The following is a 22,762-nucleotide window of genomic DNA, read 5'->3' as shown; positions in this document are numbered from 1 at the left end:
CTAGGGGTTCTGTCAAGGTCAGGAACCAGGGAATTACAGCTTGCCGGCTAGGGGTTCCTGAGCGACCTTCCCTAACCCCTCGATCTGGAGCAACGATTGCCAATCCGCCATCAGTTGACCGTTTTGGGGTTGGGATTGGCGCAGGTCCAGCAGGGCCGCCAGGGTTTCGTGCCACAAACCGGCGCTGGCATAAATGTAGGGATGCTCATTGCGGGGCACACGCTGGAGTTGCTGTTGGAAGGACGCCGGTAGGGCTACCCGCTGCACCGACCCCCGCACATACAAGTCAGCAGTCCGGTCCTGCGGGTCACAGACCACCGAGAAATACCACTGGTAAAGTTCACCCACCTGCAACGCTGGGGCATTCTCCGGTAAATCCAAGCGCACAATCCCGCTTTGCTGGGCGCGACCGGTGTAGGTGAAAACTTCAGCGCCACGACTATCCATCAGGACAAACTCCACGGTGCGACCTTCGACCGGGGGCAAGTAGAAGAAGAAACTGGGACGTGCCGCCGCCGTGAGCCCTAGATGCCTGGTTGGGATCAGAGCCGTCAGGGGTTTACTGCTCACAGGACAAACGGCCCCGCGCGTCGCTCCGCCTTCCCGATTGCCAGGTAATCCCGCCGCTGGTGGCACAAATCCGGTGACGGTCACCGTGGGGGATGCCGTAGGACGCCGCCGGCTCCACTCCAACAGTCGTCCGACCCAGTCTTGTAAAGGATTGGCCAGCACCGGCGTAGCGGTCAGGGTAAGAGCACAGGTAGTCGCCAGGAACAAGGAACGGAAGCGAGCCATGATGACAAGACTCCTCTGGGACATACGGTACGAAGGAAAAGCTGGAAGAAATGTTCCGGCCTACATCCTAGGGTAGTTGAGCGCCAGAGCAGCTTGGGTGACCGCCGCAGGCGTCCAGCTGTGATCCCACGCACCGGACGCTTAGGATAGAACTGCTGTCTCGAGATGTCTCCCTGTGATTGAACGCTACACGTTGCCGGCAATGGGCCAGCTCTGGACGGATGAATACAAGTTCCACACCTGGTTGCAGGTGGAGTTGGCCGTGTGTGAAGCCCAGACAACCCTGGGACGAATTCCCCCCGAGGTCATGGACCATATCCGCGCTCACGCCCGGTTCGACCCGGCCCGCATCCGCGAAATCGAACAAACGGTGCGCCACGATGTCATCGCGTTTCTGACCAATCTCAACGAATACTTGGGGGACGCAGGGCGGTACGTGCATCTAGGGTTGACCAGTTCCGACGTGCTGGACACGGGCCTGGCGCTGCAATTGGTGGCTAGTTTGGAAGTGCTGCTAACCCAACTAGAACAACTCATCCAAGCGGTGCGCACCCAGGCGCAACACCATCGCTACACAGTCATGGTGGGCCGCTCCCACGGGATTCATGCCGAACCGATTACCTTTGGGTTTAAGTTGGCAGGGTGGCTGGCGGAACTGCTGCGGCACCGGGAACGCCTGACGCGCCTGCGCAGCCAGGTGGCCGTCGGGAAAATTTCGGGAGCAGTCGGCACCTATGCCCACCTTGACCCGCAAGTGGAGGTCCTGGCCTGCCAGCGCTTGGGGTTGACGCCCGATACCGCTGCCACCCAGGTCATCAGCCGCGACCGCCATGCGGAATACCTGCAGGTCTTGGCCCTGGTAGGGGCTTCAATTGAACGGTTTGCCGTGGAAATCCGCCACTTGCAGCGCACGGAAGTCCTGGAAGTTGAGGAATACTTCGCACCGGGACAGAAGGGGTCGTCTGCAATGCCCCACAAACGGAATCCCGTGCGCTCGGAGCGGTTGACGGGTCTGGCGCGCTTATTGCGGGGCTATGCCACCGCTGGCTTGGAAAACGTCGCTCTCTGGCATGAGCGGGACATTTCCCACAGCGCGGTGGAACGGGTAGCCCTGGCCGACGCCAGCATTGTCCTGCACTTTATGTTGGTGGAGTTGACAGACCTCGTGCAAACCTTGCAGGTGTATCCGGATAACATGCGCCGGAATCTCTACCGCTTTGGGGGTGTCATTTTCAGTCAGCCCGTGATGCTGGCTTTGGTGGACAAAGGCATGACCCGCGAAGAAGCTTACGCTCTGGTACAACGCCTGGCTCACCACGCCTGGAACCGAGAAGACGGAAACTTTCGGGCACTGGTAGAGCAAGACGAAACGGTGAAGCAGTACTTGTCACCCCAGGAAATCGCCGCCTGTTTTGACCCCACCGCCCATCTCCAGCACCTAGAGACCATCTACCAACGCTTGAACATCTAGCCTTTGGGTTTGGCTTGGTGGGGCAACCCCCAACCCAGCTTCTGCCGTAAGACATGGAAAAACTCAGGGGGACGCAGCCGCACAAACCGGGCCATGTACGGAGACCGCTGGATGGTCACATGATACCCCGGCTGGACGTAACACCCAGCGTTGCCATCGGCCACTAGCACCAGGCGGGATGCGTTGGCAGCCCAGATGTGGACCGTCTCCCGGTCGTTAAACACCAGCGCTCGCGATGCCAGGGAATGGGGACAGATAGGAATCAACAACAACGCCGCCACACCGGGCGCTAGGACGGGTCCCCCCGCCGACAGGGCGTAGGCTGTCGAACCGGTCGGGGTTGAGACGATTACACCGTCTGCCGGAATGTCCACCACTGCATGACATCCCACCTGCACCTCAAAGTGACAGAGTTTCGCCAGGGGTTCCCGGTGCAGCACCACCTCATTCAGGGCCAGGGCTTCCCAGATGCGGGTATCCCCTTCCCACACCTGCACCAACAACGTGATGCGCTCTTCGACCTGGTAATCGCCGCTCAAGACGGTCTCCAGGACGCTCGGCAACGACTCCACGTAAATCTCGGTCAAAAACCCTAGGTGTCCGGTGTTGACGGTTAACAGGGGAATCCCCAAGGGCGCGCATTGGCGGCTGGCAGCCAGCACAGTGCCGTCGCCTCCGAGCACAATCGTCAATTCCACATCCCGGTCGAAGCCCGGCGGCACCAGCCATTCCACAGGCGTATGGCACACGGGACTCCCCGGCTGGGCGTAACCTAGCAGTCCGCCAACGCCCGTAGCCACGCACACCTGTCGCCCCCGTTGCTGGAGCCACTCCTGCAGTTCCTGGGCGAATTGTGCGGCCTCCGGTTTGCCGTCGTTGTAGATAATGCCGATTTTGCCCACGCCTGCCCCTTGCCTGTAATCTGCGATTATAGGTCAACTGCCGGTTTTGGCCGAAGCCTTGAAGGGACGGCGACGCTGGCGTTTCTCCTGCTCCTGCCGCTTTTGCCGGTCCAGTTCGTAGTTGCGCTCTTTTAACTTCTGCAAAATTCGGGCGAAGTACTCGGCCAAATACTTCTCCAGGGGAGTGGTTTCTGCTGGTGAAAGACCCAATAGTTGATAGACGGGTGTCATGTCCGCGTCCAAGGCTTCCCCTCGGGCCAACAGGGCGGCAAAGGCCAGGCGGTCGGCAATGTTCCAGGTCCACTGAAATGCCCGCAAAATCTGGCGCGTGGTGGTCAACACGCTTAGGGGCACCCGCAGCACTTTGGCCGTTTTCCCGCTCAGGCGCTCGCACAGGGCAATGATGTCCTCCGAAGTCCAGGCGCGGGGGCCAACCACCGGGAGTTTTTGCCCAATCGTCGTCGGGACGTCCAAGCACCGCAGCGCTAACCGGGCAACATCCTGGGCATCCATGTAGGCTACCGCTGTGGAAGTCCCCGTTAGCCACACGGCTTGCTCCTCCAGGATGGGAATGGCAAACTGGCCGATTAACCCCTGGTAAAACCCCGCCGGGGCCAAGATGGTGTAATCTAAACCGGACTCAGCTAGGAAGGCCTCGGTCGCCGCTTTGACGCTCATCAGGGGAATTTGGGGATAGCGCTCGCAGCCCAAGATGGAAAAAAAGAGCAGCCGTCGGACGCCCGCGCGCACCATTGCTTGGATCAGACTTACCTTGCCCTGCCAGTCCACTTCCCGAATGCCGATGGCGTCGGTGGGTCGCGCCGTCGCCGCGTCAATGACGACCTCCATCCCCGCCAAGGCCGGTTCCAGGGTTTCAGGCCACCAGAGATTGCCGGGCACCAGTTCAGCGCCCCATTCCCGCAAGAAGGTCGCCTTTGCCAAACTGCGCACTAAACAGCGCACCGTATGTCCCTCCTGCAATGCCCGCCGCACGACCTGCCGCCCCAACGTCCCCGTCGCCCCAACCACCAAAATCTTCATGCGCCTGTGATAAAAGAGTTTTTTACATTTCATTAAGAGTTTATCAGAAAAGCCGCCCCGCCACCGTTGATTCGTTTTCCGTTGTGGCTTAGGGTGGGGGTATGGATTGGGCTGGGTGGATGGCGCGACCGTCCCTGCTAGTGATGGCAGGCGCAGCGCTGCTGGACTATCTCATTGGCGACCCGCCCCAGTGGCTTCATCCGGTGCAGGTGATGGGCTGGGGTATCGAACGCTACAGCCAGTGGGTATGGGCGCGCCAGTGGCCGCCATCGAGGGAAAAGCTCGCCGGGGTCGGGCTGGTGGTGCTAACGGTGGGATTGACGGTCGGGGCGACGCTAGGGTGTTTACTCATCGCCCGCCGGGTCTCTTCAGTCCTAGCGGTGGTGCTGGAAACGGTCTGGGTAGCGAGCGCGCTGGCAGGACGCAGTTTACGGCGGGCGGCACTGGAAGTGTTAGAACCACTCCAGGCAGGAGATTTGGCCCAGGCGCGGCAAGCTCTCAGCCAGTACGTGGGACGCGATACGGCCCAATTGCCTGAAGCGGAAATCCTGCGGGCGGTGCTGGAGACGGTGACCGAAAACGCCACGGATGGGGTGATGGCTCCCTTGTTTTACGCCTTGGTTGGAGCGGCGGTGGGTCCCTCACCGGCGGTGTGGGCCTTGGCCTACAAGGCAGTCAGCACGTTGGACTCGATGGTGGGGTATCGCAGCCCGCCCTACACGCACCTAGGGTGGGCCAGCGCCCGGCTCGAGGATGGTCTGACCTGGTTGCCCTGCCGGTTGGTGGTGGTCACCATCGCCCTACTGTCGGGCCGACCCCGCTACGTCTGGCGCGTTTGCTGCCGGGATGCTCCCTACGACCCAAGTCCCAATGCCGGTTGGAGCGAATGCTGCTATGCAGCGGCCCTTGGCGTTCAAATGGGCGGGGTGAATGTGTACCGGGGTGTGGTCAAGGTCAAACCCAAACTGGGCGACCCTGGCCGTCCCATCACACCCGCAGTCGTTCACCAAGCTCTCACCTTAAACCGCTGGTGTTTTCTAACGTGGCTGGCGCTGGGGCTGCTGGGGATGTTGCCACGTTGATTGGGCGATGGGCGCTTGGTCGGGATACCCCCAGACCACCTGTTCGTGCCGGTAGTGGACCGTGCCGGGGGGATAACCCTTGAGCCGTTGGACGTAACGGGCGCGGGTGTAAATCACGGGCACCTGCTGGCTCCGGCGGCTGCGGCTGTAGTAGGCGGCAATATTGGCGGCGGCTTGCACATCGGCATCCTCCAGGGGCACACCGGCGGGCAGTCGCAACAGCACATGACTCCCCGGAATTTCCTGGGCGTGGAACCACCAGTCGTAGTCGCCGGCGTAGCTAAAGGTCAGGGCTTCGTTTTGGCGATTGTTGCGCCCGACGTAGATGGGATGTCCGCCGGGGCTGGTGAAGGTTAAGAAGGGAACAGCCGTTGGTCGCGGGCGTGGCCGGTAGGTGGCTGGCTGCCAGTCATAGCCCTGCTGCGCCAATTCCTGGTAAATTTCGGCCAGGAGCGCCAGGGCGTCTTCGGTTGCCACAGCTTCCAGTTGCTCCACCTGGGTTGCGATTTGTTCCAGGTACGCCAATTGAGTTTGAACGTCCGCCAGGAGAGGCACAACGGCAGCCCCAGCCCGCTTCAGTTTTTGATAGCGCTTGTACAGGGCCTGGGCAGCCTGCAGGGCAGTTTGATCCGGGGGAATGGTTAGGGTGACCATCCTATCGGCAGCGAAATCCGGCACGTGGATTTCGGTCATCCCTGGTGCCCAGAGATGCAAGTGAGCCATGAGTAAGTCGGCCTGCTGGCGGTAGGTTTCCGCCTGAGCCATGTCCCGTAATTTCTCCTGAAACACGTGGAGTTTTTGCCGGAGTTTTTGCTGCTGCTGGTGCAGTTTTTGCTGGAGATGTTGGCGTTGATGTTGGAGCGCCTGGAGTGTCAAATGATGGTGGTAATACTGTTGCAACAGGTGGCTGACGTTGGGAACCGGTTGCGTGATACCCCAACCGAGAACGGTGTAGCCCTGGTCGGTGAAGCCGGGCGTGAATTGACCAGCCTGTAACGCCCGCAGCCAGCTTTGCCAGAGTTCCCACAGGTGCTGCCACTGGGCGGGTGTCAGGTGCGTGACAGGGGTTTCCGGGTCAAGGGCTAGTTGGGCCGCCATTTCCCGCACTAATTTCCCGCTCAGCCCCCGGTAGCTCGCCAACAGCGCGCGGCGCAACGGCAGCGGGAGAACGGTTAACCGTTGGTGCCATTGGGCGAAGGGTTCCTCCAGGCGGGGAATCGTCTGGGTCAGGGCCGGCGGCGGCTGGTAGCGGTCGCCGGTTTGCAGAGGTCGGACACGCGATTCCTGGGCGCTGACCTGGTGGGCGCAGGTGACGATTGTGCCATCAGCCTGCGTAAGAATGGCATTGCTATAGCGGCCCATGACCTCCAGGTACAAGTGCCAGTGGGGAGACTCACCCGGGCGCGGCGCAAAGGACAAGACCACCACCCGCTCCCAGGGGTCTAGCAACCGCAGGTCCGTCAAGGCCAACTGTCCCAGTTGATGCCAGAGCTGCTGGCTGAAGGTGAACGTATCGGGGAGGTCAGGGGGACCATCGCTCCGGTGCAACCGCGCCGCCTGGGGATGCCACGAGAGCAACCACCACCCCCGCCGCTCCAGGGTGCGCAATCCCAGGTACAGATGGTGTTTATCAGTTTGAATCACGCGTTCCAGGCGAGCCGGTAGCCAATCCCGGTACAACTCCTGGCAGACAGCCACCAGGGTGGTCAAATCGCAAGGCTGTAAGGTCATTTTTGCAAGTAGGCCACCAACCCCCGGGCGCGATGGTAGGCGGTGGTGTTCCCCTGTTGATGAAAAATTTGGGCGGCCTGGCGGGCATCGGCCAACGCGGCCTCCGTTTGTCCCAGCACCGAATAGGCCAAGCCCCGTTGCAACCAAGCTTCTCCGTAGTTGGGGTTCAGAGCCAACACGCGACTGAAATCCTCAATCGCCCCCCATCGGTCTCCGCTAGCAGCTCGCACACGACCACGTCCATAGTAGGCGCGGGGTTCCTCCGGCTGGCTGCGTAACCACTCGTCATACTCTGCCAGGCTGCGAGCGTAGTCTTTCATCTCCCCGTAAACCGCTGCCCTTTGGGCGTGGGCTTCGGTCAAGTCTGGCTGCAACAACAGCGCTCTGCCCCAATACTCTAAAGCCGCGTCCTTCCGTCCCAGCGCCTGATACACTAGTCCCAAATTGTAACAGATTTCCCCGCTTGCCGGCTCCAGCTTCAGGGCCTGTTGCAAATCCCGTTCCGCGTCTTGCCAGCGCTCCAAACGACTATGCACCCAGGCCCGGATGACGTAAACCGGCCACCAACGAGGACGGAGCGCTTGTACCCGGTCTAAATCCGCTAGCGCCGCCGCTGCTTTTTTGCCTCGGCAGTAGAGATAACCTCGCAAGACCAGCGCCTCCGTCAAGTGCTCATCCAGGTACAGCGCCCGTTGACAGGCGGCCAGGGCTTCCGGGAATTTTTCCTGCTGCGTGTAAATCAGCGCCTGCAACAGATGGGTTTCTGCTTGGTGAGGTTGCAGGGCGAGGGCCTGGCGTAAAGCGGCCAGAGCGGTTGCGCCTTCTCCCTGCAGCGCTTGCTGCACTCCTTCAGCAATGTACTGGCCGATTTGCTCGCGCAGTTCCATGGTCGAACCCCGCATGGCCTGTGTCCATGTTCGCACAGGTGGGGGTTCGTCGCAAGCCTAAGCTTAGTAGGGCTGGAAACGCCGCCGTTGCACTGGGGGCGGCATTTGCCGGAGCATCGCCCGCCCGGGAATGTCAATAAATCCCCGGAATCGAATACTGTCTTCCAGCTCAGTGCCCGTCAGATTTGCGCCAGTAAAATCCGCGCCTCGGATGTCCGCGCCCCGCAGGTCGGCGTAACGCAGGTTGGCGTTGCGGAAATTAGCGCCCCGCAGGTCAGTGTTGCGCAGGTTAGCCCCGCTCAAATCGGCCTCCTGCAAGTTGGCGCGGCGCAGGTCAGAACCGGCCAAGTCGGCGTTGCGCAGTTCCATCCGCTGCAGGTCGGCTTCCCGCAGGTCGCAGTCGGTGCATTTGTTGGTGCGCAGCAGTTGGCGCACGTGCTCCGGTTCAGCGCCATGGGCCGGCAACACGAACAGAGCTAGTAACCCAAGGGTGAGAAGCGGCAGTCGGATACGCATAGAATCACCACCTCTTACTGACTGGTTTCTTGATAGCTCAATCTCGTTATCTCGATGATTTCACTAACCTAGTGGACGGCGAGTGAGGGAAAAAGTTCCATTCCGGGGAAACCAGAGATTTAAGATGGAAATGAACCAGACTGGTTCCCCTATTGTCGTCAAAACGACTTCCCTGATGGTTCGCCGAGGGCTTATCGTTTACCGGGCTGCCCACGATGATTGTCGAAAATTTCTTCATCCGGGCTTTTGATAAGGCGCGACGCGGGGATTACCAGGGAGCGATTTTAGACTATACCCAGGCGTTGCAAGTCAATCCGGGAGATGCCAAGGCGTTTAACAACCGGGGGTATGCCCATTTTATGCTGGGGGATTACGAACGGGCGATTCAGGACTACACCAGCGCTCTACAAATTGACCCCCGCTTCGGCGAGGCCTATTACAACCGAGGAATTGCCCGCTTCATGGTGGGGGATTACGAAGGGGCGATTGCCGATTACACCCAGGCGATTCAACTGCGCCCCCACGACCCCAAGGCCCACGGCAATCGGGGATTTGCCCACCTGATGCTGAAGAACTACACCCAGGCGATTGCCGACTACACAGCGGCCTTGGCGTTGCAACCCGAAGATGCCAAGTCCTACTACAACCGGGGGGTGGCCTACCTGGGTTTAGAACAATATGCCGCAGCGCTGGCGGACTTGAACCAGGCGTTGCAGTACAACCCGGAATTTGCCGAAGCTTACAACAAGCGGGGGAGCGCCTACTTTGAACTCGGGCAAATCCAGGAGGCGCTGCGGGATTACAACGAGGCTATCCGCTTAAACCCCACGCTGGCGGAAGCCTACTACAACCGGGGGGTGGCCTATGGGGAACTGGGCCAGGTGCAGCGGGAAATTGAGGACTATACGGAGGCGATTCGCTTTAACCCTGATTTTGCCGAAGCCTATTACAACCGAGGGATTGCGCGGTTTATGATAGGCGACAAGGAGGGTGCGCTGGCGGATTACACCAAGGCCATTCAACTCAATCCTGACGACGCGCGGGGCTACAGCAATCGTGGGTTCGCTTACCACAGCTTGAACCGGTTGCAAGAGGCGATTGCTGACTACACCAAAGCCTTGGAACTGGACCCCAACCTCGCAGAGGTTTATAGCAAGCGGGGGAACGCCCGGTTTGACCTAGGGGATGTGGCTGGAGCCATTGAGGACTACACCGAAGCGATTCGCATCAACCCCGATTACGCGGTGGCCTATTACAACCGGGCGACAGCGCGGTTTGACCTGGGCGACGTGCTAGGCGAAATCGAGGACTACAACCGCACCCTGCGTCTCGACCCCAATTTTGCCGATGCCTACCTCAACCGCGGCCTAGCGCGACTACGGCTCGGGAACAAGCGGGAAGCGCTGGCGGACTTTCGCAAGGCAGCGTCCTTGTTTGAGCATCGGGGCGACCAGGCGATGTATCAACAGATCATGGAGCTAATCCAAAAAGTAGCCGCCAAACCCGAGGGCACTTCTATGAAGTGACTTGGAGATAACAGGGATTTTAGGATAAGCAAGAGAGGCGGAACAAATTCCCTACACCAGCTAGAGCGAAAGAGTGCTGGCAGTCGGGAGCCTATCAATGTCATTCTCCCGTTCAAAATGCTATAGCCAAGCTTTTTAAGTTTGTCATATGATGAACGTGTTGCTAGGGAGTGAGAAAATGCCCAGACAATAAGGCGGTAGAAACCATCATGGAAGTCAGTCAGTTCCTAAACGTCAGCTTATCGAACGGTACAACGCTAGCTCAGACGAGGGTCAGAAACGGGAGACATTCACCCCAAGGAAGGCTATCAAAAAGGCCATCGTCATAAGCTGAAAGACTTAGAAGAATTTCAGCAGTTTGTGGATGCCAACCCCGGCCTGACTCAGCGGGAGATGGCCGCTCACTTCGGTGTCAGCCGTGCCACGATTTGGAAGGCCCTGAAAAAGATAGGCTATACGCTATACCCACAAAAAAACGTATTTCTAAGAGCGACGGGCTTATGGTGAATACCGCCAGAGCGGGTGGTCTATATGGACCAATCTGGCGTGGATTACCGGGATATTGATGAATATAGTTGGGCGCCGAAAAACGAATTAGCATGATGGCGGCTTACCTATCAGGGCATGTGATGGAACCATTTACTTGGATAGGCTATTATCTTTTACCAGGATAAGTCCTGGGAAAGCCATGCGGCGGTGAGACAGGTCGTGGAAGCGGCTGGGTGTCGCTTGGTTTAGTTACCAAGATATTCACCTGATTTGAATCCGATTGATAAAACGGTGGGTCAACCATGCGTGGAGTTTAACCAAACGGAACCTACGTTCTCTCGTGGATGAAGCTGTCTGTCTTGTATGTCAAACTTTGTCAGCTTAGCTGTAGCTAAAAACAGTCAGTTTGTCGCGGACAGACAGGAATTAGGGCTGGCAGCTCAGGGATTTCAGCCGTCACCCATGTCAAACATTCTGTACTTAGCTATAGTACGTCTCCCCAACCGGGCGGTAGGGTTTCACCCAAGGTTCGGGTTGTGGGATAAACTGGCCCCACCCCGCACCCGTTTCCGTGATGCCGACACACTTCCACAATTGCCCGTTGTGGCCCTGGATGGTATCCCAACCCGTAAATCTCGGTAAGTATGGCACAACAGTAGGGTACCATCTGTGGTGCAGCAATCCCCGTCTTTCACACGGCCACACACTGGACAGGGATGGTGGGGGCCAGACGGGTGTAACTTGTCGGTTGTTTTTGATTCCTTAGTAAGTTTGCCCCCTTAGGATGCTGGCGGGGGGCATGTTTCTCATTAGGCGGCCGGCGCAACGCCCCTGGCGCGGCGACTTAGCCAGTAGTGGCCGAGTATTCATCAATCGCCTTCTGGTGCAGCACGGGATCGCCGCCCACGTCAATCCAATGGGCGCACAGCTCTGCGTTGTAACAGTAGCCCTGGATGCCTTTAATGAAGTCCCCTTTGCGTCGCCTGTCCCTAAGCCAGCTCCAGTGGACACCAAGCTTGTCAGCCCCTTTGTAGGCTTTTTGACTTGGGTGCTTTTGGTTGCTCATCCCCTGGCATCGGGCCTAAGCCTTAGTCCCATCTTAGGCCCAAATTTCTAGTTTCAGCTACAGTGCCGTACTAATCCCTACTTCTGCTGGTGTACTAACGGGACTTTCGGCTGGAGTGGCGACTGATGCGGCTTTTAGCGTCTTTATTGGGGGAAGCGGGCAGCGGGAATCGAACCCGCGACAACAGTTTGGAAGACTGTGGTTTTACCACTAAACTATGCCCGCACTGAGACTCTAGTATAGTCAATATGGCTCGATTTGGCACCATGCAGGTGTCTCATCAGCAGACCAATTGGACTTGGCAAATTCAGTTGTGGCAACAACAATTCCAGGAGTGGTGGGAATGGACACTGCAACAACTGGGTAAACAACTGCCGAATCTCGATGGTATTGATGTACCGCCTTTGTATTTGCAAATTCTACTGTGGCTGCTCCTGGGAGTTGTTGGGATACAGCCAGGTTTGCGTCTGATGCGGACGTTGCAGGATTATCGGCGGCGCCGGTGGCATGGGCCTACTAGGAGTCTTTTGTCATTGTCAAATGGGCGCTTTTATAGCAGAAAACATTTAGGTTATCGTCCTTGGGGAGCAAGTAACGTGGAAACATCTAGGGTTCTGGTTGCTGCCTGTGTCAAGCATTCTGTGCTTAGCCATACATAACTGTTTCAAATAAGATTGAGACATTGTGGGTAGTGCTATGTAAGTAATGATGCATTATAGTGGTGAATGAAGTTGGATATTAAGGACAGAGTTCTCCCAGTTAAGCGACTAATTCACTGTCAAAGCGTGTTGTTGAAGCACTCAATCAAGGACGTCCTACCACTCCCCTTGGCACTGGCGACGTGTTGAGATTGCGGAATTACCTTCCGATAAACCGACCAGCAATCAGTATAAGATTTTGCCTGTTTTTGTCAAATAATTGGCACTCTCTCCCATATTCTACACAGGCCGCGACAATCATCCGTGTCTTTCTCTCTAAAACTAGCCAGAGCCATTGGAGATACTTTTTCGAGCCGCAAAACAACCCTATCTCGTCGCATTCCAGCTCTATCTCTTCATCGTCGCCGAGCTGAATATCCATCATTTCTGACGTATAAATTGCCTTTGGCTTTACATATTTATACAGCCAAGATTGTGAGATGCCAGTCACCCGTGAGATGGCGGCAATTGAGAGTCGCTCTAACAACATTTTATCGACCAGTTGCCTTTGGGCTTGAGAAATGTATTTCTTCCTAGCTTCAGGTGTAAATTGCCGATGGCTGTTTTCCATTATGGATACGACCGTACTTCACAATCTTTTGAGACCGGCAACGGGGGCAAGTAACTGTACTCATGGTTTCACCCAAATCCGACTACACCTATTTTAACCATTACAATAACAGGACTACCCCTTAGAGATAGGATTGCCAATGTTGTCTGTCATATATGTCAACTATGTTAACCTTCGTCGGCCTAGCTACACGAAAGTCATCGCCAAACTGCAAACGCTCATTCGAGTAACGATTGCCACCCCGGTTGCCATAAGTTCCGGTCGCCCAATTGCCGGGCATTCACCCAAAAGCGCACCCGGGGATCGCACACCGCCGCCAGCTCCACAAAGATAAAACGCCCCTGGCGCTTGCGATTTTTCACCTGAAAGTGCCGCCATCCCCAGGTGGGCTGTTGCGCTGTCCAGGCCGACCCCACCTTTACGCTGGACAGACTGCGTCCCATAAATTCAGCAATCGCTCCAGGTTCAGATGCTGGGCAATCATCTGCTGCACGTACTGAATTTTCACCGGCTCCTGCAGCCGCACCCGCTCAAAGGCCCGCTCGATGGTTTCTACCGCCGTCAGGGTGTCCATATCTACCCGCAAAATGGGCACCTCCATTTCCTCGGCACGGGCTAGCACCATGGGTTCCGGGTCGTTGGGGCCGGTCAACACCAGGCATTGGGTGGCAGCCTCCAGCGCCGCCATTTGAATGTCCGTGCGTCCTGCACCGGTGACCACCACCATGTTGACCCCCTGGCGGAAATAGTCTAGAGCGGCATTGACGCTCATGGCTCCGATGGACAAGTGCTCCACCAGCAAGTCCAGCCGGTCTGGGCAGCAGAGTACCTGAGCCTGCAACTGCTCCGCCAGCTCGCCCACCCGCACACTGCGCAACAACCGACTACGAGGCAAAATTCCTAGCACCGGAATCCCCCGTTGTTCCAGCATCGGCACCAAGACCTCTGACACCAGCGGCTGGTCGGTTGGCACCGCATTCAACAGCACCCCTAGGAGCCGTCGGCCTAACTGCGCTTTGGCCATGAGCAATTCGTCTACCACCAGCAGCGATTCCACCCGCACCACCAGCACGACAGCGGCATCCAGGGCCTTCACCATGCCGGCAAACTCCAGCCCGAACCAATACCCTTCGTGGAAATTGGCGGGCGCCTCCAGCAGCATGACATCGGGGGTTGTCAAGTTGCGATAACTGTCCAGCGCCGACGTCAGGGGAGTTGCTTGGGCCAGGCGCTCAGGATATTTCAGCCAATCCTGCAAAAACACCAGCGTTGGCGCCAGACAGTCAGGGGGTAATCGCAAGACCCGCGCCGCCAACTGCCCATCCATGTCTAACGCCACCGGGTCGGTCGTGACTTGACTCTGGCCTACTGGCTTTCCATAACCAATCCGCCAGTGCCGGGCCTGTAACTGCTGGGCAATCCCAAGAATGGCCGTGGACTTGCCACTGTAGGCCTGCGTGGAACCAACAAACAGAAAGCGACGGGTCACTACCTCACCTGCGGAACGCCAGTCGTCAGACGCCCCTTGATCTCATCATACCAATTGCTTCCCGGACCGAAGGTGACATAGCCCCGCCCGCGCAAAAAACCTGTGTGCGCTCCCGGAAAGATATACCGCACGGGCCGGTCGCCTAACCACGCTTTCAGCGTCTCCAAGCTGCGTTGTTGCCTGGGCCAGTGGAACGTCTTGCGCGTGCGGTACAAAACCAGATCCCCCTGCGGATTCGGCAGGATATGGCGTCCGGTAAACAAAAGACCCCCCAAGCGGTCGAGATAGAGGCAACTGCTGCCGGGGCTGTAGCCAGGTGTCCAGACCAGCGTCAGTCCAGGGGCAAGGTCCGCCGTTACGTCAAATGGCCGCACCCACACCCCAGGATATAAATACGCCTCCTGCTGCTGGGTATAGACGGGACATTCAAACACCTGTTGCCAGCGGTCCACTTGGTCTGCCCCGTCCCGGTTCGTCAGTACCAGATACTGCACGCCTCCCTGCGCCTGGCACCAGTCCTGCCAGGCGATGTCCGGGCAGTCCACCAGCACATTGCCAGGTAAGTCTAGTACCTGTCCGGCTAGAAAATAACTCGTTCCTCCCAGCGTTTGCCGGTTGGGGGGAAAGGCCCAAATCCCATCGAGCAGCGCCTTGGGAATTAGCTCGCAGGTACGACGGGGGAAGGCCATGCCTGGGTGGTCGTCGTCATCGCCTGCACCACCTGCGCCGCCGTCACCGGAAACGGCAGCCGGTGAATGTCACTCTCGGGCCGGCAGATACAGGTCGCTAGGGCTTGCAACTCCGCTGGAGAGGCATTGCCCAACCCCAAATCCGCCAGGGTGCAGGGCAGGCCAATTTGTTGATACAGCGTCAGTAATTGGGTGCGGGCAACACCGGCCAACTGCTGGCCCTGCATTTCCTCCAGGCGCAATTGCACTAGAATGCCAAAGGCCACCTTTTCCCCGTGCAACCAACGGTGGGTCACCGGCCAGTGGGTCAACCCGTTGTGAACGGCATGAGCCGCCACTGTGCGACAGGGTGCGCCACCGAGACCCCCAATTAATCCCGCCATCAGCACGGTCGCGTCCACCACCTGCTCCCACACCGCCGAACCCGGTTGCGCGAGGGCCGCTGCCGCCTTCTGCAACAGCAGGTCTCGCAACACCCGCGCCTGCTGCACTGCCATGACCACCGGTGTTTCAGTGGACTGGCCCGCGCTGACCGACGCCTCATACCACTTGGCCAGGGCATCGCCAATCCCCGCCACCAGGGTGCGCACCGGCGCCGTTTGTACCAGGTCGTAATCCAGCAGCAACAGTTCTGGACAAGCCCGTAGCGGTACGTCGTACTGAAACGCGCCCTGGGGGGAATAGATATTGCTCAAGGCGGTCCAGGCAGCACAGGTTGCCCCAGAAGTGGGAATCGTGACCACCGGCAACCCCTGGTCGTGCGCGATCAACTTCCCTGCATCCAGGGCTTTGCCACCACCGCAGGCCAGGACCCCCTCCAGGCGCGCTGTGACCACCGTTTGCCCCCCTTCCTGGCGTACCGCCTCTGTACATTCCTGGACAACCGCCACCTGTACTGGTTCGACGCCCGCCGCCCGGAGCTGGGGCCACACCAACGATAGCGCTGTTGGTCCCCCAACCAGCAACCAGCGCCGCGCCAGGGCCTGCAACCGTTCGCCGTATTCAGGGATTAATCGCCGTCCCCGCACCACTGTCCGGGGAGCCACTCGTAATTCCGCCATCTACGAACCAGGACTGTTGGCGTTGACCCGCGCTAGGGCCTGAATATCTAATTCTATCACCATCGCTGGGTCTTCCCGCTGGCGCAACGACCGCCGGACATAGCCCAAATACACTGGTTCAGTGACGCCGGGTTCGGGATGCAGTAACGTCCGCGCTCGGATAGTCAGCACCGGTTCCCCCTTGGCCAATCGCCCGTAGGAAAACAAATCGTTGGCTGCCTGCTGCAAGGTGGCCCGTAACTGGGTGGGGGTGATGTCTCGGGGCACAGCAATCACCGCTTGGGTGCCGCCATTGTCATACACGGTCGTATAGCGCACCGCATCCGGCAAGACGGTACGGGTCACTGGCGTTAACCCCAGGGCAAACAATCCCCCCGTCACCACTAGGGAAAAGGCCGTGATCCCTACCAACCGGAAGCGAATTCCCCACCGGGCGGCAAACGCCACCAGCGTTAACACCATCATCACCAGGGTAAATCCCCCGACCCAGCGCGCCGCTTGGGCAAATTCAGCAGGCGTGGGAATGGTCATCCAGCGGCTTGTGCAGCGACTCCTTTTGTAGCTTAACTCAGTAGCGAATCTCCAGCCGCACTTGGGCCTGCACCATCTGTTCCCCGCCAACGATGGGGGTGCTGAAGCGCCGTTCAGCAAAGGCTACCGGTTGGGGCGCCGGCAAGCTGGCACTGAGAATTTGGACATTGACCACCTCTTTAGGCGTTAGTTGGAGCGCAGCTAACACCGTTTGGGCCTGGCGTTGGGCGTCCTGAACCGCCATCTGTAGGGCTTGCGTGCGTCCCTGTTCGAGGGCCGTATCGCTGGCGATGAATTGTAACCGAGTGATTTGATTCGCACCTTGGGCAATCAGTTCATCCACCACAGCGCCTGCTTGCGGGATGGGTAGGCGAAATTCAACGGCGCTGCGACCAAGAAACCCAACGAGTTGCTGACGTTCGCCGTAGAGCGGGCTTAAACTCAAGGCAGTGGTGTTAATTTTTTCAGCCTGGCGTTGCCGGAGTGTTTGGACCAGGCGATTCATGCGCTGGGCAATTTCGGTTTGCACCTGGTTGGCGCTGTTGCCCCGAATTTCCACTCCGACTTCCACTTCCGCCAGTTGGGTGGGCAAGGTCACCATTCCCTGGCCTGTTACTTGCAAAACCCGTTCTTTCATCTGCGCCCCGGCCACCGGTTGCCATAACCCTAGCAGCAAGACACTCAACCCTATCCACCGTTGCATAACGCGTTACCCCAAAACCACCGCCTTCAGACCCGCGTCCCTGTCCCAGAGTTCCGCCCTAGAATGGAAAGGGGAGCAGCGTCGATGGTCAATGCCCAGCAAGTCAAAGAGCAGGCGCGGCGATTGGGGTTTCATCGAGTTGGGATTGCGGCGGTCGAACCGGCGCCCCGCTCACACTTGGCCGAGTGGTTAGCGGCGGGTTACCATGCCGACATGCATTGGTTAACCGATGAGCGACGCCAGCGCATCGAGCGGGTTTTACCGGGCGTGAAGTCGGTTATCGCCGTTGCCCTGAATTACTACTGGCCAGGAGAACAACCAAAAGTTGGCAAAATTGCTCGTTACGCCTGGGGTCGGGACTATCACCGGGTTGTCGGGCGACGACTGAAAGCGCTGGCGCAATGGCTCAAAGACCAAGCTCCCGACTGTCAAACCCGTGTCTATGTTGATACGGGGCCGGTGGAAGATAAACTCTGGGCGGAATGGGCCGGTTTAGGATGGGTCGGGAAAAACGCCAATCTCATCACCCGCCAGTACGGTTCTTGGGTGGTGCTGGGGGAACTATTGACCACCCTGGCGTTAGAACCCGACCCACCCCACACGGAACACTGCGGCACCTGCACCCGCTGTATAACTGCTTGTCCGACCGGGGCCATCGTCCGTCCCTTTGTCGTGGATAGCCGTCGTTGTTTGGCCTATCACACCATCGAAAACCGGCAACCGGAATTGCCCCCGGACATCGCTGCGCGTTTAGAGGGTTGGTTGGCCGGCTGTGACATTTGCCAAGAGGTCTGTCCCTGGAACCAGCGTTTTGCCCAGCCCACCGATGTGGACGAATTCAAACCCCGGTTACCCCAACTCCCTCTGCAGGCATGGGCAGAAATGGATACTGACACGTGGGACCGGACGCTGCGGGGGTCCGCCTTGCGACGCATCAAACCCGCCATGTGGCGACGGAATGCGCGGGCTTTGTTGAATATCCCCAGAAAAAACGGCCACTCTGAAGATAGTTAACCGCCCGACAACCTGAAGATTTCCCAGTGTCGTAGGTCTCAGGAAGGATGGAGCTGCGCCCTGCGACCCAAGCGATGACCTGTCTTGCTGGGTGAACCTGTAGCCGGTCTTAAATTCCGGTGGGCAAGTGCGGTACGACCCTTACCATAGGAAGTGCAGGGCAGTGGGAGGGTCGTAAAAGCGATGGTGACAACCGAAGCGGTTATGGCTCTGCAAACCCCCAAAGAGGTTTCCATTGGTCAGATTGAATCGGAGTTAAGCCAAATTTGGCTGGGGGTGGGTGGAGATGAGGACGCAGGGCCCCAAGCGGTTCGGGCAGCAACGTTTACCCTCGTGGTCTATGAATCGCCAGATGTGGCCGCCCAGACCGCGCTATCGGTCGAGGGGTTGGCGGTGCAAAATCCCTGCCGCGTCATCCACCTACGTTCCCAGAACGACCCAGAGGAGGTACCCCTGTCGGCGCAGGTGGCGGCCTACTGTCCTCTGCAAAAGCGATACCAAAGCAATCTCATCTGCTGCGAGTACATTACATTGACGGGTTCGCGAGCGGTGCTGGAGCGTTCTCTCGGACTCATCAACGCCCTGTTGATTGGGGATTTGCCGACCTACTTGTGGTGGCAAGCCCAGCCGGACCCCGATGACCCCTTGTTACAGGGACTGTTGCACCTGCGGGAGACGGGGGGTATGCGGGTGCTGGTGGACTCGGCCACCTTTCCCGACGCCGTTCAGGGACTACTGGCGCTAGACCGGCTGGTGCGACTGAATGTGCCCCTGGCGGATCTGAACTGGAGCCGGTTGAGTAGCTGGCAGGAGTTGACAGCGGAGGCCTTTGACCCCCCCGACCGGCGCGCCGACCTACCCAAGATTGACCAAGTGCGGATTGATTACGAAAAGGGGAATCCCGCCCAGGCGTTGCTCTTTCTCGGCTGGCTGGCCAGCCGCTTGCATTGGGTGCCCCAGTCCTCCGCTATCGAGCGGGGGGACGCCGATGTGTATCGCTTTGTCTGTCACGCTCCCACGGGTCAGGAAATCAAGGCCGAACTGGTGGGGCTGCCGGTGGCAGATAGCGGCACAGTCATCGGCGACTTGCTGGGACTGCGGCTAGATTCGACTCAACCGGAAGCCAAGTGCTGCACCGTGCTCTGCTCAGAAACCAGCGGTTGTATGCGCCTAGAAGGGGGCGGCAAGGCGGAATTTTGCCGCGTGGAACAGGTAACCACCCTGCGAGATATACCGGCGGAAACCCTGCTGGGTCAACAAATCCAGCGCTGGGGCCAGCAGAGCCTGCTCTTCCAGGAAAGCCTAGCCGTGACCGTCGCCCTGCTCCAAACCCTACCGTCTTGATGTAACGATTTCGTCATAAAGCTCGACAACGGGTGGGAGATGTCTGAAAACAGAAGAGATCTCTCACACTCACATGGGGTATGCCGCGAGGCTGGCGTCGTCGGTTGTTCCTGGGAATGGGAGTAACTGCGCTGGTGGAAGGGTGGTTTCTCCCCCAGGGGCTAGCCTATGTTGAACGCCTTCGCCCGTCGTTTGCCTTTCACTTTGACGGCGCGCAGCGGTTTGTCGGTGGCCGAGCGCTGGTCAAGCAGGGAAACTGGCACGGCTACATTGACCATTCAGGAACGCTGGTGATCCCGTTGCGCTACACCGATGCCCGCTCCTTCAGCGAAGGGTTGGCGGCGGTCGAGTTGGAGGACAAGTGGGGCTACATCAACAAGAAAGGCGATGGGGTGATTCCCCTGACCTTTGAACGGGCGCTGGATTTCAGTGAGGGCCTGGCGGCGGTGAAGCAGGGCGGTAAGTGGGGCTTCATCAACAAGGCGGGTCAGGTGGTGGTCCCCTGCCAGTACGACCGGGTGTTGAACTTCAAAGAGGGCTTGGCGGCAGTCCAACGGGGTAACCGATGGGGCTACATCAACCGTTCCGGACGCCTGGTGATCCCCTGCCGGTTCGATAATGTCTTCAGCTTTTCCGATGGTTTAGCGCGGGTCAAGCAGGGCAACGCCTGGAGTTATATTGACGAAAAAGGGCGGGTGGTCATCGGCGAGTTTTTTAACTGGGCGCAGCCGTTTCATGAGGGCTTAGCGGCGGTCAACCAGGACGGCCTGTGGGGCTATATCAACACCAGCGGGCAATGGGAAATCGGCCCCCAATTCCACCAAGCCCTCAAATTTACCGAGGGGCTGGCGGCGGTACAATGGCGGTTCCGCTGGGGCTATATCAACCGCCAAGGGCAGTTGGTCATTCCCTACCGCTTTGACGAGGCGTGGTACTTTAGCGAGGGGCTGGCCCTGGTGCGCCAAAACGGCAAGTGGGGCTACATTGACAGCACAGGGACGCTGGTGATTCCCTGCCAGTTTGACAACGCCGAATCCTTTGCCGAAGGGGTAGCGCCGGTGAAGTTCCACAACGAGTGGGGCTACATCAATCGCAGCGGTCAGCCGGTGTTTCCGCCGGCGCTGCGCATTGCCATGGAACAGTCCCTCAGCGATACACCAGGGGATAAATAGTCCGCCAGGCCCATAGCCCCAAACCGGCCACCCACACCAGCAGCCAGGCTACCAGCAGCGGAGCAAAAGGTGGCCAGGCCAACGGCCAGCGCAATAGGTCCACCAGGGCCGACAGGGGTAAAAGCTGGGCCAAGACGGCCAACACCGGCGGTAGGTTGTCGCGTGGGAAATACGTCCCGCACAGGACAAACATGGGCACCACCACCAGAAACGTAGGCACGTTGATCTGGTCCACCGTGCGCACCATCCCCGCCGTCAACAGACCAATGCCCCCAAAAAGGAGCGCCCCCAGGACGAGCCACGGCAGGGAGACCAGCAACCCCACCGCCGGATAGAGCCCCAGCCCCACCACCACCAAACCGGTGGTCAGACCGGCAAAGAGTCCCCGCGTGGCCGCCCACAGCCAATCCCCTAAAAACACCTCAGTAAAGGTCAAAGGCGCCGTCAGCAGCGCGTGCCAGGTCTTTTGCATCTGCAGCCGGATGAAACTGCCGTAGGCCCCCTCAAAAAAACTCTGGAAGAGCACCCCCACAGCAATCATCCCTGGCCCAATAAATTGCATGTAGGTCACGGTTTGCCCCTGGTAGTCTAGGGTGGGGATCAAGGGCGTCAGGCCAAACCCAAAGGCAATGAGATAGAGAATGGGCTCCGACAGGGGCGGTAAGCTATTCACCAACCAGGTATTCTGATAGACTTTCAGGTGGCGTCGCCAGACGGAATAAACTCCCCAAGCGCTGATGCTCCCTTGGACCCCCTTTCTCCAACCCATGACCCGTTGACTCCGAACATTGGGATGATGGCTGCGTGCCCTGGCTTCCTAGTGTAGAGGGTGGACTGCCAATGCTGTGCAAGGGCTTTGAAATCGAACTCTACACGGGCACGCCCCAGGGAACCGTTGTTGGGCTGGCAGACCAGATTGTGCGGGCCTTGCCAGGATTTGCCTGGGAGCCGGACCGCCGCAATGTGGAGTACACCACGCCCCCCCGCCAGCGCTACGAGCAACTCCTGTGCGACCTAGTGCAACCGCGCCAGCGACTGCGGCAGTTTTTGCGCACCCTGGGGGATTATACCCTCATTCCTGGCAGCACCCTGGCGCTCGGCGATAGCAGCGTCTTTGAGCGGGCCGACCCCCGCAACCCCTACCACAGCTTCATCGAACGCACCTACGGCGCCCGGGTGGTGACCGCCAGCGTCCACATCAATATCGGGATTGACGAGCCGGAAACCCTGCTGCGGGCCTGTCGGCTGGTGCGGGTAGAAGCCCCCCTGTACCTGGCCTTGAGCGCCTCGTCCCCCTGGCTGGATGGGCACCTGACCGGTTGGCACAGCACCCGCTGGCATATCTTTCCCCATACGCCGCCGCATGTGCCCTTATTTCTCAATCACCGCCACTTCATCCGCTGGACCGAGACCCAACTCCAGGCGGGCGTGATGCAGAATGTGCGGCATCTGTGGTGCAGCGTGCGACCCAACGGCAACCGGCGCCCCTACGACCTCAACCGACTGGAACTGCGCATCTGTGACCTTATAAGTGATCCGGTGCATCTGCTGGCCGTGACCGCCCTGCTGGAGGCCCGCCTGCTGCAACTGCTGCAGGACCCACGTCTCGACCCCCTGTACGACCATCCCTGGCCGCGCGCGCGCGCCGAAGACTTGCGGGTTCAAGCCGACGCCAACGCCCAGGCCGCCGCACGCCACAGCCTCGACAGCGTGTTGACCCACTGGCAGGACGGGCGTTCTATCCGCGCTAGGGATTGGATTGCCGAGCTTCTGGAGCAGGTCACCCCGACCGCCCAGGGGTTTGCCTGTTTTTTGTCGCCGCTGCGCACCATTCTTGCCGAGGGCAACGAGGCCCAGCAGTGGTTGGCCGCCCACGCGCAGGGGCAATCGCTGCCGGCTATCTTGCAACAGGCCATCCGAACCATGCACCAGCGGGAACTCGCCCTGGCCGAGGCCCTGTGTTTGCCGCAGGCGGCGTAAAATA

The 22,762-nt window shown here is 58.9% G+C and carries 22 protein-coding genes and 1 tRNA gene; 7 read left to right on the top strand and 16 right to left on the bottom strand.

Annotation, left to right across the window (positions count from 1 at the left end; genetic code table 11):
* Window positions 1-33: 33 nt before the first annotated feature.
* Entirely contained in the window at window positions 34-795 is a 762-nt protein-coding gene (locus NZ705_03910; protein ID MCS7292102.1) for a DUF928 domain-containing protein, read from the bottom strand.
* Window positions 796-970: 175 nt separating this feature from the next.
* On the opposite strand from NZ705_03910, the gene purB reads away from it, so the two are divergent.
* Entirely contained in the window at window positions 971-2,266 is a 1,296-nt protein-coding gene (gene purB, locus NZ705_03905; GenBank protein MCS7292101.1) for an adenylosuccinate lyase, read from the top strand.
* Here purB and NZ705_03900 read toward each other — a convergent pair.
* Together NZ705_03900 and NZ705_03895 are read right to left on the bottom strand one after the other, a co-directional pair.
* Window positions 2,263-3,168 (bottom strand): NAD(+) kinase, encoded by a 906-nt coding sequence (locus tag NZ705_03900; protein ID MCS7292100.1) that lies wholly within the window; start codon window positions 3,166-3,168, stop codon window positions 2,263-2,265. The genes purB and NZ705_03900 overlap by 4 nt on opposite strands.
* A 33-nt stretch (window positions 3,169-3,201) precedes the next feature.
* The gene (locus NZ705_03895) at window positions 3,202-4,209 is read right to left on the bottom strand and encodes an NAD(P)H-binding protein (protein ID MCS7292099.1); all 1,008 of its coding nucleotides are present in this window, start codon (window positions 4,207-4,209) and stop codon (window positions 3,202-3,204) included.
* 119 nt (window positions 4,210-4,328) lie between these two features.
* Here NZ705_03895 and cbiB point away from each other — a divergent pair, with 119 nt between their 5' ends.
* The gene (gene cbiB / locus NZ705_03890) at window positions 4,329-5,291 is read left to right on the top strand and encodes an adenosylcobinamide-phosphate synthase CbiB (protein MCS7292098.1); all 963 of its coding nucleotides are present in this window, start codon (window positions 4,329-4,331) and stop codon (window positions 5,289-5,291) included.
* On the opposite strand, the gene NZ705_03885 is transcribed toward cbiB, so the two are convergent.
* Genes NZ705_03885 through NZ705_03875 form a run of 3 tightly spaced genes read right to left on the bottom strand, consistent with a single transcriptional unit; the run spans window position 5,247 to window position 8,425 of the window.
* Window positions 5,247-7,022, bottom strand: coding sequence for an NFACT family protein (locus tag NZ705_03885; GenBank protein ID MCS7292097.1), 1,776 nt, complete (start codon window positions 7,020-7,022; stop codon window positions 5,247-5,249). The genes cbiB and NZ705_03885 overlap by 45 nt on opposite strands.
* Window positions 7,019-7,945, bottom strand: coding sequence for a tetratricopeptide repeat protein (locus NZ705_03880; GenBank protein ID MCS7292096.1), 927 nt, complete (start codon window positions 7,943-7,945; stop codon window positions 7,019-7,021). Before NZ705_03880 ends, NZ705_03885 begins: the two co-directional genes overlap by 4 nt.
* A 27-nt stretch (window positions 7,946-7,972) precedes the next feature.
* Window positions 7,973-8,425 (bottom strand): pentapeptide repeat-containing protein, encoded by a 453-nt coding sequence (locus tag NZ705_03875; protein ID MCS7292095.1) that lies wholly within the window; start codon window positions 8,423-8,425, stop codon window positions 7,973-7,975.
* A 215-nt stretch (window positions 8,426-8,640) separates the two neighbouring features.
* Between NZ705_03875 and NZ705_03870 the strand changes: the two genes are divergently transcribed.
* Window positions 8,641-9,951, top strand: a complete 1,311-nt coding sequence (locus NZ705_03870; protein MCS7292094.1) for a tetratricopeptide repeat protein — start codon at window positions 8,641-8,643, stop codon at window positions 9,949-9,951.
* A gap of 1,333 nt (window positions 9,952-11,284) precedes the next feature.
* Here the strand turns inward: NZ705_03870 and NZ705_03865 are convergent.
* The 9 genes from NZ705_03865 to NZ705_03825 form a co-directional block, all read right to left on the bottom strand.
* Window positions 11,285-11,506 carry a hypothetical protein gene (locus tag NZ705_03865; GenBank protein ID MCS7292093.1) on the bottom strand — a complete coding sequence of 74 codons (222 nt, stop codon included), beginning with the start codon at window positions 11,504-11,506 and terminating at the stop codon, window positions 11,285-11,287.
* A 154-nt stretch (window positions 11,507-11,660) separates the two neighbouring features.
* Window positions 11,661-11,731: transfer RNA gene (locus tag NZ705_03860), tRNA-Gly, on the bottom strand.
* A 633-nt stretch (window positions 11,732-12,364) separates the two neighbouring features.
* Window positions 12,365-12,775, bottom strand: coding sequence for a hypothetical protein (locus NZ705_03855; protein MCS7292092.1), 411 nt, complete (start codon window positions 12,773-12,775; stop codon window positions 12,365-12,367).
* A 218-nt stretch (window positions 12,776-12,993) separates the two neighbouring features.
* Window positions 12,994-13,218 (bottom strand): TIGR02450 family Trp-rich protein, encoded by a 225-nt coding sequence (locus NZ705_03850; GenBank protein ID MCS7292091.1) that lies wholly within the window; start codon window positions 13,216-13,218, stop codon window positions 12,994-12,996.
* Entirely contained in the window at window positions 13,194-14,264 is a 1,071-nt protein-coding gene (locus tag NZ705_03845) for a phosphotransacetylase family protein (GenBank protein MCS7292090.1), read from the bottom strand. Before NZ705_03845 ends, NZ705_03850 begins: the two co-directional genes overlap by 25 nt.
* A complete protein-coding gene (locus NZ705_03840; protein MCS7292089.1) occupies window positions 14,264-14,953 on the bottom strand; it encodes a hypothetical protein in 690 nt (229 codons plus the stop codon). The genes NZ705_03845 and NZ705_03840 overlap by 1 nt, the downstream gene beginning before the upstream one ends.
* Window positions 14,923-16,014 carry an iron-containing alcohol dehydrogenase gene (locus tag NZ705_03835; protein ID MCS7292088.1) on the bottom strand — a complete coding sequence of 364 codons (1,092 nt, stop codon included), beginning with the start codon at window positions 16,012-16,014 and terminating at the stop codon, window positions 14,923-14,925. Before NZ705_03835 ends, NZ705_03840 begins: the two co-directional genes overlap by 31 nt.
* Window positions 16,015-16,545 (bottom strand): Ycf51 family protein, encoded by a 531-nt coding sequence (locus NZ705_03830; GenBank protein ID MCS7292087.1) that lies wholly within the window; start codon window positions 16,543-16,545, stop codon window positions 16,015-16,017.
* Window positions 16,546-16,582: 37 nt separating this feature from the next.
* On the bottom strand, window positions 16,583-17,248 hold the full coding sequence (locus NZ705_03825; GenBank protein MCS7292086.1) for an SIMPL domain-containing protein: 666 nt from the start codon (window positions 17,246-17,248) through the stop codon (window positions 16,583-16,585).
* Between the two features lie 84 nt (window positions 17,249-17,332).
* On the opposite strand from NZ705_03825, the gene queG reads away from it, so the two are divergent.
* From queG to NZ705_03810, 3 genes are all read left to right on the top strand, one after another.
* On the top strand, window positions 17,333-18,262 hold the full coding sequence (gene queG, locus NZ705_03820; protein ID MCS7292085.1) for a tRNA epoxyqueuosine(34) reductase QueG: 930 nt from the start codon (window positions 17,333-17,335) through the stop codon (window positions 18,260-18,262).
* Between the two features lie 183 nt (window positions 18,263-18,445).
* Window positions 18,446-19,606: a glucose-6-phosphate dehydrogenase assembly protein OpcA gene (locus NZ705_03815; protein MCS7292084.1), complete on the top strand. Its 1,161-nt coding sequence runs from the start codon at window positions 18,446-18,448 to the stop codon at window positions 19,604-19,606.
* Window positions 19,607-19,686: 80 nt separating this feature from the next.
* Entirely contained in the window at window positions 19,687-20,778 is a 1,092-nt protein-coding gene (locus tag NZ705_03810; protein ID MCS7292083.1) for a WG repeat-containing protein, read from the top strand.
* Here the strand turns inward: NZ705_03810 and NZ705_03805 are convergent.
* Window positions 20,753-21,547 carry an ABC transporter permease gene (locus NZ705_03805; protein MCS7292082.1) on the bottom strand — a complete coding sequence of 265 codons (795 nt, stop codon included), beginning with the start codon at window positions 21,545-21,547 and terminating at the stop codon, window positions 20,753-20,755. The two genes, NZ705_03810 and NZ705_03805, sit on opposite strands and share 26 nt — an antisense overlap.
* Before the next feature lie 35 nt (window positions 21,548-21,582).
* Here NZ705_03805 and gshA point away from each other — a divergent pair, with 35 nt between their 5' ends.
* Window positions 21,583-22,758: a glutamate--cysteine ligase gene (gshA, locus tag NZ705_03800; protein MCS7292081.1), complete on the top strand. Its 1,176-nt coding sequence runs from the start codon at window positions 21,583-21,585 to the stop codon at window positions 22,756-22,758.
* Window positions 22,759-22,762 lie beyond the last annotated feature (4 nt).

This window comes from Gloeomargarita sp. SKYB120, from assembly GCA_025062155.1.
GTDB lineage: Bacteria > Cyanobacteriota > Cyanobacteriia > Gloeomargaritales > Gloeomargaritaceae > Gloeomargarita.
The sequence above is the reverse complement of the archived record's forward strand: the minus strand, read 5'-3'. Positions and strand labels throughout refer to the sequence as shown.

Excerpts from the sequence above, each read along its gene's own strand:
- NZ705_03910 (MCS7292102.1), bottom strand. The coding sequence starts at position 795 with ATGGCTCGCTTCCGTTCCTTGTTCCTGGCGACTACCTGTGCTCTTACC.
- NZ705_03895 (MCS7292099.1), bottom strand. The coding sequence starts at position 4,209 with ATGAAGATTTTGGTGGTTGGGGCGACGGGGACGTTGGGGCGGCAGGTC.
- cbiB (MCS7292098.1), top strand. The coding sequence starts at position 4,329 with ATGGCGCGACCGTCCCTGCTAGTGATGGCAGGCGCAGCGCTGCTGGAC.
- NZ705_03885 (MCS7292097.1), bottom strand. The coding sequence starts at position 7,022 with ATGACCTTACAGCCTTGCGATTTGACCACCCTGGTGGCTGTCTGCCAG.
- NZ705_03875 (MCS7292095.1), bottom strand. The coding sequence starts at position 8,425 with ATGCGTATCCGACTGCCGCTTCTCACCCTTGGGTTACTAGCTCTGTTC.
- NZ705_03870 (MCS7292094.1), top strand. The coding sequence starts at position 8,641 with ATGATTGTCGAAAATTTCTTCATCCGGGCTTTTGATAAGGCGCGACGC.
- NZ705_03865 (MCS7292093.1), bottom strand. The coding sequence starts at position 11,506 with ATGAGCAACCAAAAGCACCCAAGTCAAAAAGCCTACAAAGGGGCTGAC.
- NZ705_03855 (MCS7292092.1), bottom strand. The coding sequence starts at position 12,775 with ATGGAAAACAGCCATCGGCAATTTACACCTGAAGCTAGGAAGAAATAC.
- NZ705_03850 (MCS7292091.1), bottom strand. The coding sequence starts at position 13,218 with ATGGGACGCAGTCTGTCCAGCGTAAAGGTGGGGTCGGCCTGGACAGCG.
- NZ705_03840 (MCS7292089.1), bottom strand. The coding sequence starts at position 14,953 with ATGGCCTTCCCCCGTCGTACCTGCGAGCTAATTCCCAAGGCGCTGCTC.
- NZ705_03835 (MCS7292088.1), bottom strand. The coding sequence starts at position 16,014 with ATGGCGGAATTACGAGTGGCTCCCCGGACAGTGGTGCGGGGACGGCGA.
- NZ705_03830 (MCS7292087.1), bottom strand. The coding sequence starts at position 16,545 with ATGACCATTCCCACGCCTGCTGAATTTGCCCAAGCGGCGCGCTGGGTC.
- NZ705_03825 (MCS7292086.1), bottom strand. The coding sequence starts at position 17,248 with ATGCAACGGTGGATAGGGTTGAGTGTCTTGCTGCTAGGGTTATGGCAA.
- queG (MCS7292085.1), top strand. The coding sequence starts at position 17,333 with ATGGTCAATGCCCAGCAAGTCAAAGAGCAGGCGCGGCGATTGGGGTTT.
- NZ705_03815 (MCS7292084.1), top strand. The coding sequence starts at position 18,446 with ATGGTGACAACCGAAGCGGTTATGGCTCTGCAAACCCCCAAAGAGGTT.
- NZ705_03810 (MCS7292083.1), top strand. The coding sequence starts at position 19,687 with ATGCCGCGAGGCTGGCGTCGTCGGTTGTTCCTGGGAATGGGAGTAACT.
- NZ705_03805 (MCS7292082.1), bottom strand. The coding sequence starts at position 21,547 with ATGGGTTGGAGAAAGGGGGTCCAAGGGAGCATCAGCGCTTGGGGAGTT.